The following is a 14742-nucleotide window of genomic DNA, read 5'->3' on the forward strand; positions in this document are numbered from 1 at the left end:
GGGACGTACTTGCGCGTGCCCCGCACAGCCTCCCCGCCCGACCCACCCCCAGCTCCAGCTGCATCAAAGCCCACCCGCGAGGGGGTTCCACCCGTTCGACCCCCGCAGTCAGCACGATCAACACGCAGCATCACGCACGCTTCGCCATCCAGTAACCCGCTGGGCGCGATGGTGGACCTGCGCCGGCCAAGGCGCCTCCTTACAAGCCGCGAGTACGATCATGGGCACCCAGAACAAAGACGACATGGGCAAGCAGCAGGACAAACCGCAGCAGGGCCGCCAGCAGCAGCAACAGCAACAGCAGCCCGATCAGAAAAAGCCCGGCAAGCAGCCGGACCCGCAGCAGGGCAGCAAGCAGCAGCGCTGAGCCAACGCGTGGGAATCCCTGCGAATGCCGGCCGAAAGGCCGGCATTCCTGTATCCGGCATACCGCAGCCAGATCGCTCAGTCCGGGATCGGCAGGCTCCAGGTCTCTTTGACCTCTTCCATCACGATGTAGCTCTTGGACTCGCGCACGTGCGGCAGGGTCAGCAGCGTGCTGCCCAGCAGCTTGCGGTAGGAGGCCATCTCACTGATGCGCGCCTTCAGCAGGTAGTCGAAATCACCCGAGACGAGGTGGCATTCCAGCACGTTGGGCAGCTTCAGCGCGGCGCGGCGGAACTCTTCGAAGATGTCGCCGGACTTGTAGGCCAGGCTGATTTCCACGAACACCAGCAGGCTGGCCTTCAGTGCAGTGGGATCCAGGTGGGCGTGGTAGCCGGTGACCACCCCTTCGCGTTCCAGCCGGCGCACCCGCTCGGTGCACGGCGTGGTCGACAGGCCGACGCGTTCGCCCAGCTCGGTAAAGGAAATACGCCCTTCGGCCTGCAGGATCCTTAGGATTTTCCTGTCAATTTTGTCCAGTTCGCGGGTGCGGGTGGCCACGGTATCGCCCTGTGCAGGTGGTTTTCAGGGAAATATGCTGCTCCGCTTTCATAAAACGCGCAAATTCGCTGGATCGGCCTGACTATACTTCTCCGATTATGGTCCCGGCGTGCTCCTGCGCAGGGAATTGATCGGGTTGGAGAGGTCTCATGCGCGTTCTCATCCTCGGCAGCGGCGTCATCGGCACCACCAGTGCCTGGTACCTGCGCCAGGCCGGTTTCGAAGTCACCGTCCTCGACCGCCAGCCGGGACCGGCGCTGGAGACCAGCTTCGCCAATGCCGGCCAGCTGTCGTTCGGCTACACCTCGCCGTGGGCGGCGCCAGGCGTGCCGAAGAAGGCGATCGGCTGGCTGTTCGAGAAGCATGCGCCGCTGGCAATCCGCCCGGGCATGGACCTGGCCCAGTACCGCTGGCTGTGGCAGATGCTGCGCAACTGCACCCAGGAACGCTATGCGATCAACAAGGCGCGCATGGTCCGCATGTCCGAATACAGCCGGGACTGCCTGAACCAGCTGCGCGCCGAGACCGGCATCGACTACGAGGGGCGCGACCTGGGCACCACCCAGCTGTTCCGCACCCAGCAGCAGCTGGATGCCTCGGCGCAGGACATCGAAGTGCTGGCGCAGTACGGCGTGCCGTACGAGGTGCTGGACCGTGCCGGCATCGTGGCCGCCGAACCGGCGCTGGCCCACGTGGATGGCTTGGTCGGCGCGCTGCGCCTGCCGCGCGACCAGACCGGTGACTGCCAGTTGTTCACCCGGCGCCTGGCCGCGATGGCGGCCGAGGCCGGCGTGGAATTCCGCTACGACGTGGACATCGCCGGGGTCGAGCGCGAGGGCGACCGCATCACCGGCGTGCGCGTGGACGGCAAGCTGGAAACCGCCGATCACTACGTGGTGGCGCTGGGCAGCTACTCGCCCGCGTTGGTGGCGCCGTTGGGGCTGGACCTGCCGGTATACCCGCTCAAGGGCTACTCGCTGACCCTGCCGATCACCGATCCGGCGATGGCACCGACGTCCACCATCCTGGACGAGAGTTACAAGGTCGCTGTCACCCGCTTCGACAACCGCATCCGGGTCGGTGGCATGGCCGAAGTGGCCGGCTTCGACCTGTCCCTGTCGGCGCGGCGCCGGCAGACGCTGGAGCGGGTGGTGCGTGACCTGTACCCGAAGGGCGGCGATCTGTCGCGCGCCGAGTTCTGGACCGGACTGCGCCCGGCAACGCCGGATGGTACGCCGGTGATCGGCGCCACGCCGTTGCGCAACCTGTTTCTCAACACCGGCCACGGCACCCTGGGCTGGACCATGGCGTGCGGGTCCGGCCGTTACCTGGCCGACCTGATGAGCGCGCGCCAGCCGCAGATCAGCACCGAAGGCCTGGACATTTTCCGTTACGGCGGCAAAGGCGCCGTCGCCGCGCACGCGGAGCGTCGCTGATGCGCCCTGCACGTGCGTTGATCGACCTGGATGCGCTGCGCGGCAACTACCGCCTGGCGCGCGAATTGGGCGGCGGCAAGGCGCTGGCGGTGGTCAAGGCCGATGCCTACGGCCACGGTGCGGTGCGCTGTGCGCAGGCGCTTGAAGCGGAAGCCGATGGCTTCGCGGTGGCGACCATCGAAGAAGCGCTGGAACTGCGTGCGGCCGGTATTTCGGCCCCGATCCTGCTGCTGGAAGGTTTCTTCGACGCCAGCGAACTGCCGCTGATTGCCGAACACGGGCTGTGGACCGCCGTCGGATCGCCGTGGCAGGTCGAGGCGCTGGCCGCCTTCGACAGTCCGCTGGCGCTGACGGTATGGCTGAAGCTGGACAGTGGCATGCACCGGCTTGGGCTGGACGTGGATGCCTTCCGCGCCGCGCATGCACGCCTGTCCGCGCTGCCGCAGGTCGGTCGCATCGTGATGATGACCCACCTGGCGCGTGCCGATGAACTGGACAGCGAACGCACCCACGAACAGGCGGCCGTGTTTGCAACGGCCACGGCCGGGCTGGCCGGCGAAACCAGCATCTGCAATTCACCGGCGCTGCTGGGCTGGCCGGATGTGCGCAGTGACTGGGTGCGTCCGGGCCTGATGCTGTACGGCGCCAACCCGTTGGCGGTCGATTCAACGGTGACCACGCGCCTGCGTCCGGTGATGAACATGCGTTCGAAGGTGATCGCCGAGCGCTGGATCGAAGCAGGCGAGCCGGTCGGTTACGGAGCACGCTTCGTGGCCAGCCAGCGTACCCGCGTGGGCGTGGTGGCGATGGGCTATGCAGACGGCTACCCGCAGTTCGCACCCAATGGCACGCCGGTGGTGATCGATGGCCAGCCGGGCGCGCTGATCGGCCGGGTGTCGATGGACATGCTGACCGTCGACCTGACCGCGCACGCCCAGGCAGGCGTGGGCAGCGAGGTGCAGTTGTGGGGCGGGCAGGCACTGAGCCTGGCCGAGCTGGCGCCGCGCTGCGGGGTCAGTGCCTACCAGCTGCCGTGCGCGGTGAAGCGGGTGCGCCGGGAGTATGTGGAAGGGTGAGGGAAAAGCGTGACGACGCGTGATCGTCACGCACCAGTGCCGGGGGCAGGGTAGTCACCCACCGCAGCGTGCCTGCGTTGATCAGTTCGCGGCGATCCGCTTGGCCAGGTCGCGGCGCACCCAGTCGTCGATCAGCTTCTTTTCGTAGCGCAGCGGGTCACTGCTGCTCTGCATGCCGGTGCTGCCATGCAGGAAGCCGGAGTCGCGCAACGCGGCTTCGCCCTGGTCCAGTACCTGCCCGTCCGCGCCTTTCAGGGCGTACTGCAGGGTGATGCGCGGCGGGTAGATGTCGCGCATGATCCGGATGTCGCTGGCGCGCGGGCCGTGCCACGGTTCGAAGTCGCCCGCGCGCTTGATGTCGACGAAGGTGATGTCCAGCGTCTGCCCCGGCTGCAGGGTCTTTTCGGCTGATCTGCGCGCGTATTCGGCCAACTGGTAGACCCAGTTGCCGCGCTCGGCTTCGAAGCGGTTGGTGCTGTTGCGCAGTTCGGTGAAGGTCTTGGGGTCGTTCCACTTCACGCTGACCGGGCCGGCGGCTTCCAGCGCACGCGGCGCCTGCGGATCGGTGACGGTGCGCGGGGCGGCGAGCGCGGTCACGCTGGCCGTGGCGAGCAGGCCTGCCAGCAGCAGGCTGCGGGTGGAAAGGCGGCGCATTGCAGGCTCCCGCACCGCAGGGCGGCGCTGTAGGTGTGGACTGCAGTGTGGTCCCGCCCGGGCCTGCGGACAAGCGGCACCGCGTCATGGCCGGGCAGATGCTTACGGGCAGTTCATCACGCTTTGCATGACGCACGGCGCTTGACGCTGCGAATACGCAGTCTGGACCATGCTGTGGTCATTGCTACCCGGCGGCCCAAGCCCTTGTCCCCTGTGAATTCGACCCTGGAAGCCCTGCCCGCACATGCCGCCGCAGGCGGCGGAAGCCTGTACCAGCACGCGCTGGAGCGCATGCATGCGGGGTTCTGCGTGATCAAAGTCCTGTTCGACGAGCAGGATCGCCCGATGGACTACCTGTTCCTGGAGGTGAATCCCGCCTTCGAACGGCACACCGGGCTGGTGGATCCGGTCGGGCGGCGGATGAGTGAGCTGGAACCCAACCACGAAAAGGATTGGTTCACCATCTACGGCCACGTCGCGCGCACCGGTGAGGCGACCCAGTTCGAACTGGAGGCCAAGGCGCTGGGCCGCGCCTATTCGGTGGATGCCGTGCGGGTGGGCGCCGCCGGCGATGACACGGTCGCGGTGCTGTTCTTCGACGTCAGCGCACGCAAGCGGATGGAAGGCGAGCTGGGCGAAAGCGAGGCACGCTTCAGTGCCTTGGCCGACGGTCTGCCGATGCCGGTCTGGGTGCTGGATGAGCAGGGTCACTCGCGCTTCGTCAACAGCGCCTTTACCGAGTTCTTCGGCGGTGATGAAAACCGCGTGCCTGAAGATGTCTGGCGCGGGCTGGTGCATCCCGATGATGCATCGGTGTTCGAGTACGAACTGCGTGGCGCGCTGAGTGCGCAGCGTTCGATGAACGCCCTGGTGCGTGCACGCCGCGCGGACGGCGAATGGCGCTGGCTGGAGATGAACGCACGGCCGCGTTTCTCGCGCAATGGCCACTTCGTCGGCCTGGCCGGCAGCAGCCCGGACGTGACCGAACGCCGCGACATCGAACTGGCGCGCGAAGAACTGCTGCAGTCCGAGCGCACCGCGCGCGGGGCGGCGGAAAATACTGCGCGGCTGAAAGACGAATTCCTGGCCACGCTGTCGCACGAGCTGCGCACGCCGCTGACCACCATCCTGGGCTGGAGCGAACTGCTGCTGCAGCGGGTGGAAGCGGACAGCCCGCTGCGCAAGGGGCTGGGCGTGATCGCCAGCAGTGCCAATGCGCAGAAGCGCCTGATCTCGGACATGCTGGACCTGAGCAGCATGCTGCTGGGCAAGGTGCAGCTGGAAGTGGAAGTGCTGGACCTGGGCGAGCAGCTGCGCCAGGCAATGGGCGCGCAGGAACTGGTCGCCGAAGGCAAGGCGCTGGACGTGACCGTGGACGTGCCGGACCGGCCCTGCCTGGTGCTGGGCGATGCCACCCGCATGCAGCAGGTGTTGTGGAACCTGCTGTCCAATGCGATCAAGTTCACCCCGGCCGAAGGTGCGGTGACGTTGCGCCTGGAGGACCTGCCCGAAGGGTGGCAGGTGACGGTGCAGGACAGCGGCGACGGCATCGCGCCGGAGTTCCTCAACCACCTGTTCGGCCGCTTCCGCCAGGCCGATGGCACCACCACGCGCCGCCATGGCGGGCTGGGACTGGGACTGGCCATCGTGCAGCAGCTGGTCGAGCTGCATGGCGGCACCGTGGCTGCGGCGAGCGAAGGCCATGGCCACGGCGCCACCTTCACCGTGCGCCTGCCGCGCTACTCGCCCGACCAGGGATCGCGTCCGCTGCGGGAAGTGATCAGCGGCGGCCCGATCATCGAACGGATCGTCGAACCCTATCCGCTGCGCGGCCTGCACCTGCTGGCCGTGGAAGACCAGGTGGAAGTACTTGAATACCTGCGTCGCATGCTGGAAGAGCAGGGGGCAGCGGTCACCTCGGCCTCCTCCGCTGGCGAAGCGCTGGCGCTGCTGGATGAAAACCGGCACGAGCGCTTCGATGTGCTGCTGACCGATATCGGCATGCCGGGAATGGACGGCTATGGGCTGATCCGCACGCTGCGCGAGGACATGGGCGTGGACGCCGATGCGCTGCCGGCCGTGGCGGTGACCGCGCTGGCACGGGCCGATGACCGGCGTCGCGCGCTGGCATCGGGCTTCCAGGAACACGTGGCCAAGCCCTATTCGGTGGCCCAGCTGGTGGCTGCGGTACGCCACGTGCAGGCCACCGGCGAACGCACCGCCCTGCACTGATCGGGCGGTGGCGGTGAGCCGGGGATTGCCCGGCCCACGCAACCTTCAGTGTTCGAACAGCGACGCTTCGGCCTCGAAACGGCGCGCGTAGGCGCGTTCGTCGGCAACCCGGCTGACCTCCTCATCGGTGATGTCCGGCGCCCCGTAAACCGCATAGGCCACCGTGCCATCGCTGGTCTTGCCGACCTGATGCAGCCGGTACCGGGAGTGGCCGCCGCCGGTGTCTTCGGGATAGTGCACGGGGGGCTGGTTACCCTCCAGATCCATTTCGCTGTTGTCGACCACGCCACCGACGAACAAGGCACGCATTCGGTATCTCCAGAGCTGGGATGGGTACCCTTACCCTGACCGCTGGGACGTTCGGGCGGCATCAAGGGGATGTTCGGTTTTCGCAAAACGGTCGCGCACGGGGGCGGTGGCGCCGAGCCGGTACAATGGACGCCCCCTGAAGATTCCAAGGCTTACGTGCCCGATGGCCGCCCGCGACGACGCTCCCCTGCAGACCCTGTTCCTGCCGCTCTCCCAAGGCCTGCTGCGCTGGCCGGAAGGCCCGGTCGCCTTCCTGCGCGCGCGTGACGGCTGGCCGCTGCGCGAACAGGCGCAGGGCCGCGAAGTGGTCTGCGAGCAGAGCTTCGCCCCGTTTGCCAAGGCGCTGGAGTCGACCGGGATGGTGGTGTCGTCCGAGCTGGGCGCCGACCAGGCCGGCCGCTTCGGCTTGGTGCTGGTGCTGCCGCCGCGCCAGCGCGACGAAGCCCGTGCGCTGTTCGCCCGCGCGCTGCAGCTGGTGGCACCGGGTGGCACCATCGTCGCCTGCCAGCACAACGATGAAGGCGCACGCTCCGGCGAGGGCGACTTCAAGCAGCTGACCGGCCTGGGTGGCAGCCTGACCAAGAACCACTGCCGGGTGTACTGGAGCGCGCCGGCACAGGGCCAGCACGATGTCGAACTGGCCAGCCGCTGGGCACGCCTGGACGCGCCGCGCAGCATCCTCGGCGGCCGCTTCACCAGCCGTCCGGGCGTGTTCGCCTGGGACCGTACCGATCCGGCATCGGTGCTGCTGGCGGAAAACCTGCCGGCCGACCTGGCAGGACGTGCCGCCGACCTTGGCGCTGGCTACGGCTACCTGTCACGCGAGCTGCTGGAGCGCTGCCCGAAGATCACCGCGCTGGACCTGTACGAGGCAGAAGGCCGCGCGCTGGACCTGGCGCGGGTCAACCTGGCCGCGCCGCCGCGTGCGCTGCCGCTGCAGTTCCTGTGGCAGGACGTGACCGCCGGGATCGAACCCGGCTACGACGTGATCATCAGCAATCCACCGTTCCACACGCCGTCGCGGGAGAACCGCCCGGACATCGGCCAGCGCTTCATCGCGGTGGCGGCGCAGGCACTCAAGCGCGGTGGCCGCCTGTTCGTGGTGGCCAACCGCCACCTGCCGTATGAAAACGTGCTCAACGACAGCTTCGGCACGGTGCGGGTGCTGGCCGAACGCGATGGCTTCAAGCTGATCGAGGCGGTGCGCGGAGGCAGCCGGTGAAGCTGGTCAAGCTGATCGCCAACCTGGGCTACGGCAGCCGCAAGCAGGTGCAGTGGATGTTCCGCGAAGGACGCATCACCGACACCGACGGTGAGGTGCTGTATGCCGACGACCAGGTGGCGCACGACGCGATCCGCGTCGACGGCGACCCGCTGGATCCGCCGGTCGGGCTGACCATCGCGCTGTTCAAGCCGCGCGGGGTGACCTGTTCGATCAAGGACAAGGGACGGCTGGTCTACGACCTGCTGCCGTCGCGCTTCCGCGACCGCGATCCGGTGCTGTCGACGGTGGGCCGACTGGACCGCGATACCAGCGGCTTGCTGCTGATGACCGACGACGGTGGCCTGCTGCACCGGATCATCTCGCCGAAGTCCAAGCTGCCCAAGGTGTACGACGTGGAGCTGGCCGAGGACCTGCGCGGTGACGAGGTGGCGCTGTTCGCCAGCGGCACCTTGATGCTGGAATCGGAGAAAACGCCGCTGATGCCGGCCGAGCTGGACGTGCAGGGATCGCGCACTGCGCGCCTGGTGCTGCACGAAGGCCGCTACCACCAGGTGCGCCGCATGTTCGCGGCCACCGGCAACCATGTGCAGGCCCTGCATCGCAGCCGCGTGGGTGGCTTGGGGCTGGACGGTCTGGAAGAAGGCGAATGGCGGCAACTGGCGGCTGCCGACCTGGAGACCCTGTTCGCACCGTGAGCACGATCCCTGCCTTGCCGTTCCGCCCGGATGCGGTGATCTTCGACATGGACGGGCTGATGATCGACAGCGAACGCGTGTCGATCGCCTGCTGGAGCGAGGCGTCGGTGGCGCTGGGCATCGCGCTGCCGGAAGGGTTCTTCCTGCACATGGTGGGCCTGGGCGAGCGTGACTGCCTGGAACTGTTGCAGCGTCACATCGACGACCGTGCCCACATAGATGCGCTGCTGGCGCGCTGCCATGCGCTGTACGATGCGCGCACCCAGGACGGTCTGCCGTTGCGGCCGGGCATCCTGGAACTGCTGGAGCTGCTGAAGCAGCACGAGGTTCCGCGCGCGGTGGCTACGTCGACGCGGCAGCCGCGTGCCAGCCGCAAGCTGGCGGCCAGTGGCCTGCTGGACTACTTCGACGCGGTGGTGACCAGCAGCGACGTGCAGCACCCCAAACCGGCGCCGGAGATCTACCTGCTGGCCGCACAACGGCTGGGCAAAGATCCCGCGCGCTGCCTGGCGCTGGAGGATTCGCCAACGGGGACGCGCGCCGCCCTGGCCGCGGGCATGACCGCCATCCAGGTGCCGGACCTGCTGCACCCGGATGCGGCGGTGCGTGCGCTGGGCCATCGCATCGTCGATTCGCTGCACGACGTGCGCGCGTTGTTGGCGCCGCTGCTGGGCTGACGCCGCGGCGGGGATGACGGCCAGCGGCCGTCACTCCCGGTCTTCGGATGGCGAGCGCAGCGGCGGAGATGACGGTTCAGAGCCGGCCGAACACCAGCGCCGCGTTGGTGCCGCCGAAACCGAAGCTGTTGGACATCACCGTGTCCAGCTTCTGTTCGCGGCTTTCGCGCACGATCGGGAAGCCTTCCACCTTCGGGTCCAGTTCGGTGATGTTGGCCGAACCGGCGATGAAGCCATCGCGCATCATCAGCAGGCAGTAGATCGCTTCGTGCACGCTGGCAGCGCCGAGCGAATGGCCCGACAGCGCCTTGGTCGACGACAGCGGCGGGATCGACTCTCCGAACACTTCGCGGATCGCGCCCAGTTCGGTCACATCGCCCAGCGGCGTGGAGGTGCCATGGGTGTTGAGGTAGTCCAGCGGACGGTCCACCTTCTCCATCGCCATCTTCATGCAGCGCACCGCGCCCTCACCGGACGGCGCGACCATGTCGGCACCGTCGGAGGTCACGCCATAGCCGATCAGCTCGGCGTGGATGGTGGCTCCGCGCGCGATGGCGTGGTCGTAGTCTTCCAGCACCAGCATGCCGCCACCACCGGCGATGACGAAGCCGTCGCGGTCCTTGTCGTACGGACGCGAGGCGGTGGCCGGGGTCTCGTTGAAGCTGGTCGACAGCGCGCCCATCGCATCGAACATCACGCTCATCGACCAGTGCAGGTCTTCACCGCCACCGGCCAGCATGATGTCCTGCGCGCCGTGGCGGATCAGGTCGGCCGCCGCACCGATGCAATGCGCCGAGGTGGCGCAGGCCGCGGACAGCGAATAGCTCAGGCCCTTGATCTGGTAGGCGGTGGCCAGGCAGGCAGAGACCGTGCTGCACATCGTGCGCGGCACCATGTACGGGCCGACCTTGCGCACGCCGCGGCTGCGCAGGATGTCGGCCGCTTCCACCTGCCATTCGCTGGAGCCACCACCGGAACCGGCGATCAGGCCGGTACGCGGGTTGCTCACCTGTTCCGGCGTCAGCCCGGCATCGGCGATGGCATCGCGGGCGGCGATGTAGGCGAACGCCGAAGCATCGCTCATGAAACGCTTCAGCTTGCGGTCGATCTGGGCATCCAGGTCCAGGTCGACGCGGCCGCCGACCTGGCTGCGCAGCCCGGCTTCGGCGTGGTCGGCCAGGTAGGTGATGCCGGCCTTGCCGGCGCGCAGGTTGGCCGACACCGTATCCAGGTCGTTGCCCAGGCACGAGGTGATGCCCATTCCAGTAATGACGACGCGACGCATCAGAAGTTCTCGGTGGAGGTGAAAAGACCCACGCGCAGATCCTTGGCGACGTAGATTTCGCGGCCATCCACCAGCATGCGGGCGTCGGCCTGGGCCATCACCAGCTTGCGGTTGATGACGCGGGTGATGTCGATTTCATAGCTGACCAGCTTTGCGTCCGGCAGCACCTGGCCGGTGAACTTCACATCGCCACAGCCGAGCGCGCGGCCGCGGCCGGGTGCGCCCAGCCAGGTCAGGAAGAAACCGGTGAGCTGCCACATCGCATCCAGGCCCAGGCAGCCGGGCATCACCGGATCGCCGATGAAATGGCAGTTGAAGAACCACAGGTCCGGGCGGATATCCAGTTCGGCGCGTACCATGCCCTTGCCATGCGGACCGGCGTCGTCGCGGATGTCGGTGATGCGGTCGAACATCAGCATCGGGTCGTTGGGCAGGCGCCCGGCGCTTGCGCCGAACAGTTCACCGCGGGCGCTGGCCAGCAGCTGGTCGCGGTCGAACGCGTGGAGACGAGTCATGGAAAGCACGATCCTGGAAGCGAAGAACGGATGATCAAGCGCCCGAGGATGCATGACAGCACACGTCCCGATCAAACATTTCCACCGTACGCCCGCGTAGTGTTTATCGCTGAAAACGCGCATCCTGTTGATGTGCAACGACCATACTTCGGCGTGTGGCCCACCAAGGTCGAATGCCTTTCCAACACCCATCATGAGCACTATGCGCAAGATCATCCACGTTGACATGGACGCCTTCTACGCGTCGGTGGAGCAGCGCGACGATCCGTCACTGCGCGGCCGGCCGGTGGTGGTGGCGTGGCGTGGCGCGCGTTCGGTGGTGTGTGCGGCGTCCTACGAAGCGCGGGTGTTCGGCATACGGTCGGCGATGCCGGCGCTGCGTGCCGAGCGGCTGTGCCCGGATGCGGTGTTCGTGCCGCCGGACTTCGCGCGCTACAAGGCCGTTTCGCGGCAGGTGCGCGAGATCTTCCTGCGCCATACCGACCTGGTGGAGCCGTTGTCGCTGGATGAAGCCTACCTGGATGTCACCGTGCCGAAATCCGGGATCGCGTTGGCGACCGACATCGCAAGCGAGATCCGCGCGCAGATCCGCGAGGAGACGTCGCTGACTGCCTCGGCGGGCATCGCGCCGAACAAGTTCCTGGCCAAGATCGCATCGGACTGGCGCAAGCCCGATGGCCAGTTCGTGGTGACCCCGCAGCGCATGGACGCGTTCCTGCTGCCGCTGCCTGTGAAGAAAGTGCCGGGCGTGGGCAAGGTGATGGAAGGCAAGCTGGCGGCACGCGGCATCGTGACCTGCGGTGACCTGCGCAGCTGGTCGCTGGCAGCGCTGGAAGAAGCCTTCGGCAGCTTCGGCCGCAGCCTGTACAACCGCGCCCGCGGCATCGATGAGCGGCCGGTGGAACCGGACCAGCCGGTACAGTCGATTTCCTCCGAAGACACCTTCGCCGAGGATGTCCCGCTGGATGCACTGGCTCCGGCGATCACCCAGCTGGCGGAAAAAACCTGGAACGCCACCCGCAGGACCGACCGCACCGGGCACACGGTGGTGCTGAAACTGAAGACCTCGCAGTTCCGCATCCTGACCCGCAGCTACACGCCGGAGCGGGCACCGGAATCGATGGAGGAACTGCGCGATATTGCGCTGGCCCTGCGCGAGCGCGTGGAGCTGCCGCCGGACACGCTGTACCGGCTGGTCGGGGTCGGCCTGGGCGGATTCCGCGAGCGCGAACCCGTCCTCCAGGGCGACCTGTTCCAAAAAGGGGACGGAGGGAATTAAGTGAAATTAATTCCCTCCGTCCCCTTTTTTGGGTTCAGTACGCGGCGGTGATGATCTGGTGCGGGTGGGCGTGGGTTTCCAGCTCCTGGACGAAGGCGGCGCCGTAGTCGGCGTAGCTGATGCGGCTGTGTCCCTCGGCATCGGCAAGGAAGGTCCGGGCCTGCACGCGGTACTGGCCGCGTTCTTCGCCCGGGCCGATTTCCGCAGCCGGCGAGAAGAACGTCCAGTCGATGTCCTGCACGGCCTGCAGCTGCTTCAGCGCTTCACGTGCGGCCAGGGCGTAGGGCTTGTAGGCGGCGGGGAAGTCCGGGGTATCGACCAGCTGCACGCCCGGTGCGACTTCCAGGCTGCCGGCGCCGCCGACCACGACCAACCGCGGCACGCCGGCCTGGCGCGCGGCCTGCAGCAGTTGCCCGGCGACCACGGCGATCTGGCCGATGTCATCGCCCGGACGCGGGCCGTAGGCACTGGCCAGCACGTCGTGGCCGGCGATGACGGCGGCCATCGCGGCACTGTCGTCCAGCGCCGCGATGGCCAGCGTCGCGCCGTCCAGCTCGGCCGGCAGCTCCTTCTCACTGCGCACGATGGCGGTGACCTGGTGGCCGCGGGCCAGGGCATGGCGGGCGATCTGGCGGCCGATGTTGCCGGTGGCACCGACGAGGGCGATCTTCATGGGGGGCGTTCCGTGTTGGGGGTGAGCGGCCACTGTAGGCGCCGCCAGATGATCGAAAAACAGCGTATAACGGACATGTTTGTTGCATGGATCGAGCAATTGGACCGTTTGACCGCCATCGATGTGTTCATCGAAGTCGCCGAGCGCGGCAGCCTGACGGCGGCTGCGGACGCGTTGGACATGTCACGGCCGATGGTCACCCGCTACCTGGCCGCGCTGGAGCAGTGGCTGGGCGCGCGCCTGCTGCACCGGACCACGCGCCGGGTCGGGCTGACCGGCCCGGGTGAAACCGCGTTGATGCGCTTCCAGCAGATGCGTGGCGTGCGCCAGGAACTGGAAGACGAGCTGGCCAGCCAGGATCCCGAGCCGCACGGCGTACTGCGGGTGACCGCCAGTGTCTCGTTCGGCCAGCTGCACCTTGCCCCCGCGGTCGCAGACTACGTGCAGCGCTACACGCAGGCACGGATCGAACTGCTGATGGTGGACCGCATCGTCAACCTGGTGGAAGAGCGGATTGATCTGGCGGTTCGCATTTCGCGGCAGATCGATCCGGCGTTGATCGCGCGTCGGCTGGCCAATTGCCGTTCGGTGCTGTGCGCCGCGCCGGCCTACCTGGAACAGCACGGCACCCCGCACAGCGCCGAACAGCTGGCCACGCACAACTGCCTGACCCACCATTATGTCGGCAAGGGGGTGTGGCGCCTGCAGCGCGATGGGCGCGAGGTGGCGGTCAGCGTGGGCGGCAACATCAGCGCCAACGATTCATCGCTGCTGCTGGAAGCAGTGCGTCGCGGGAGCGGCATCGCGATGCTGCCGGCGTACCAGGTCAATCCGTTGCTGGCCAGCGGTGAGCTGGTCGCGCTGCTTGCCGATTACACGCTGGAAGAAATGGGCCTGCATGCGGTCTACGCTTCGCGCAGGCAGCAGTCGACGTTGCTGCGCAGCTTCGTCGACTTCCTGGTGGAGCGGTTCTCCAGTCCGGCGTTTGCCGCGTACTGCTAGCCAGCGCCGGTCAATAAAGCGGCCGCGGGCGGCCGTTACACTGCAGGCTCCCCCGCATGACATGGCAGGCCTGTGAGCGACGTAGCGACGTATCCGTATCCGCTGGTGATATTCGACCTGGATGGCACGCTGGTGGACAGTGCCGGCGACATCGCCGAAGCGTTGAACCGCACGCTGGAAGACTGGCAGTTGGCGCGGGTGCCGGAAGCCACCGTGCTGACCTGGATCGGTGACGGGGTGCGGCGGCTGGTGGAACAGGCCTTCACCGCGGCGGGCAGTACGATCGACCTGGAGCAGGTGATGCCGGGCTTCATGGTGCACTACCGCGAGTGCCTGCTGCGCAGCCCGCGCCTGTTCGACGGCGTCGCCGAGGCGCTGGCGCAACTGCAGGATCGTGGTGTGCCGCTGGCGATCTGCACCAACAAGCCGAGCGACCTGGTACAGCCGCTGCTGGACCACCTGGGTATCGGGCAGCGCTTCGCGCTGGTGCTGGGCGGGGATTCGCTGCCGCAGCGCAAGCCCAGCGGCGAGCCGCTGCGGCATATCGCCGGGCACTTTGGTTTCGCGCCCGGCGACTGCCTGATGGTGGGGGATTCGTTGACCGACTACCGCGCCGCGCTGGATGCCGGCATGCCGGTGGCGCTGGTGCGTTACGGCTATCCGCGCGGGCTGGACCTTCAGCACAACGAGGCGGTGGCGGTGGTCGATGACCTGCCCAGTTTGCCGGGCCTGCGCGTCTGCTGAGGGCCCGCTGCGCTCG

Annotated in this window: 16 protein-coding genes; 10 read left to right on the top strand and 6 right to left on the bottom strand. The window is 67.5% G+C overall.

The features are described from left to right. Positions 1-220: 220 nt before the first annotated feature. Complete coding sequence (locus RTX79_RS17715) at positions 221-367, top strand: hypothetical protein (RefSeq protein WP_170184003.1); 147 nt, start codon at positions 221-223, stop codon at positions 365-367. Positions 368-444: 77 nt separating this feature from the next. Here the strand turns inward: RTX79_RS17715 and RTX79_RS17720 are convergent, their stop codons facing one another. Beyond that, the gene (locus RTX79_RS17720) at positions 445-924 is read right to left on the bottom strand and encodes a winged helix-turn-helix transcriptional regulator (protein ID WP_057507893.1); all 480 of its coding nucleotides are present in this window, start codon (positions 922-924) and stop codon (positions 445-447) included. 149 nt (positions 925-1073) lie between these two features. Here RTX79_RS17720 and RTX79_RS17725 point away from each other — a divergent pair, with 149 nt between their 5' ends. Both RTX79_RS17725 and alr read left to right on the top strand, forming a co-directional pair. Next, positions 1074-2360, top strand: a complete 1287-nt coding sequence (locus RTX79_RS17725) for a D-amino acid dehydrogenase (protein ID WP_057507894.1) — start codon at positions 1074-1076, stop codon at positions 2358-2360. Then, complete coding sequence (gene alr, locus RTX79_RS17730; RefSeq protein WP_312685130.1) at positions 2360-3436, top strand: alanine racemase; 1077 nt, start codon at positions 2360-2362, stop codon at positions 3434-3436. The genes RTX79_RS17725 and alr overlap by 1 nt, the downstream gene beginning before the upstream one ends. Before the next feature lie 81 nt (positions 3437-3517). Here alr and RTX79_RS17735 read toward each other — a convergent pair whose 3' ends face one another. Further along, positions 3518-4090: a DUF3016 domain-containing protein gene (locus RTX79_RS17735; protein WP_057507896.1), complete on the bottom strand. Its 573-nt coding sequence runs from the start codon at positions 4088-4090 to the stop codon at positions 3518-3520. Between the two features lie 291 nt (positions 4091-4381). On the opposite strand from RTX79_RS17735, the gene RTX79_RS17740 reads away from it, so the two are divergent. Next, positions 4382-6322 (top strand): hybrid sensor histidine kinase/response regulator, encoded by a 1941-nt coding sequence (locus tag RTX79_RS17740; RefSeq protein ID WP_345784386.1) that lies wholly within the window; start codon positions 4382-4384, stop codon positions 6320-6322. Positions 6323-6367: 45 nt separating this feature from the next. Here the strand turns inward: RTX79_RS17740 and RTX79_RS17745 are convergent, their stop codons facing one another. Then, a complete protein-coding gene (locus RTX79_RS17745) occupies positions 6368-6631 on the bottom strand; it encodes a hypothetical protein (protein ID WP_057507898.1) in 264 nt (87 codons plus the stop codon). Between the two features lie 163 nt (positions 6632-6794). On the opposite strand from RTX79_RS17745, the gene RTX79_RS17750 reads away from it, so the two are divergent. From RTX79_RS17750 to RTX79_RS17760, 3 genes are read left to right on the top strand one after another with little or no spacing between them, the layout of a single operon-like run. After that, positions 6795-7853 carry a class I SAM-dependent methyltransferase gene (locus tag RTX79_RS17750; RefSeq protein WP_312685133.1) on the top strand — a complete coding sequence of 353 codons (1059 nt, stop codon included), beginning with the start codon at positions 6795-6797 and terminating at the stop codon, positions 7851-7853. Then, the gene (locus RTX79_RS17755; protein WP_312685134.1) at positions 7850-8551 is read left to right on the top strand and encodes a pseudouridine synthase; all 702 of its coding nucleotides are present in this window, start codon (positions 7850-7852) and stop codon (positions 8549-8551) included. The genes RTX79_RS17750 and RTX79_RS17755 overlap by 4 nt, the downstream gene beginning before the upstream one ends. Beyond that, complete coding sequence (locus tag RTX79_RS17760) at positions 8548-9228, top strand: HAD family hydrolase (protein ID WP_312685135.1); 681 nt, start codon at positions 8548-8550, stop codon at positions 9226-9228. Before RTX79_RS17755 ends, RTX79_RS17760 begins: the two co-directional genes overlap by 4 nt. A gap of 76 nt (positions 9229-9304) precedes the next feature. Here RTX79_RS17760 and fabB read toward each other — a convergent pair whose 3' ends face one another. Both fabB and fabA read right to left on the bottom strand, forming a co-directional pair. After that, positions 9305-10513 carry a beta-ketoacyl-ACP synthase I gene (fabB, locus tag RTX79_RS17765; RefSeq protein WP_057507902.1) on the bottom strand — a complete coding sequence of 403 codons (1209 nt, stop codon included), beginning with the start codon at positions 10511-10513 and terminating at the stop codon, positions 9305-9307. After that, the gene (gene fabA, locus RTX79_RS17770) at positions 10513-11028 is read right to left on the bottom strand and encodes a 3-hydroxyacyl-[acyl-carrier-protein] dehydratase FabA (RefSeq protein WP_042614942.1); all 516 of its coding nucleotides are present in this window, start codon (positions 11026-11028) and stop codon (positions 10513-10515) included. The genes fabB and fabA overlap by 1 nt, the downstream gene beginning before the upstream one ends. Positions 11029-11221: 193 nt before the next feature. Here fabA and dinB point away from each other — a divergent pair, with 193 nt between their 5' ends. Continuing rightward, the gene (gene dinB, locus RTX79_RS17775; RefSeq protein ID WP_312685139.1) at positions 11222-12307 is read left to right on the top strand and encodes a DNA polymerase IV; all 1086 of its coding nucleotides are present in this window, start codon (positions 11222-11224) and stop codon (positions 12305-12307) included. Positions 12308-12341: 34 nt separating this feature from the next. On the opposite strand, the gene RTX79_RS17780 is transcribed toward dinB, so the two are convergent. Beyond that, complete coding sequence (locus tag RTX79_RS17780) at positions 12342-12980, bottom strand: NAD(P)-dependent oxidoreductase (RefSeq protein ID WP_312685141.1); 639 nt, start codon at positions 12978-12980, stop codon at positions 12342-12344. A gap of 99 nt (positions 12981-13079) precedes the next feature. On the opposite strand from RTX79_RS17780, the gene RTX79_RS17785 reads away from it, so the two are divergent. Further along, complete coding sequence (locus RTX79_RS17785; protein WP_312685143.1) at positions 13080-13982, top strand: LysR family transcriptional regulator; 903 nt, start codon at positions 13080-13082, stop codon at positions 13980-13982. 72 nt (positions 13983-14054) lie between these two features. Beyond that, positions 14055-14726, top strand: a complete 672-nt coding sequence (gph, locus tag RTX79_RS17790) for a phosphoglycolate phosphatase (protein ID WP_312685145.1) — start codon at positions 14055-14057, stop codon at positions 14724-14726. Positions 14727-14742: the final 16 nt, after the last annotated feature.

The sequence above is a fragment of the Stenotrophomonas chelatiphaga genome, assembly GCF_032054965.1.
Taxonomy (GTDB): Bacteria; Pseudomonadota; Gammaproteobacteria; order Xanthomonadales; family Xanthomonadaceae; genus Stenotrophomonas; species Stenotrophomonas chelatiphaga.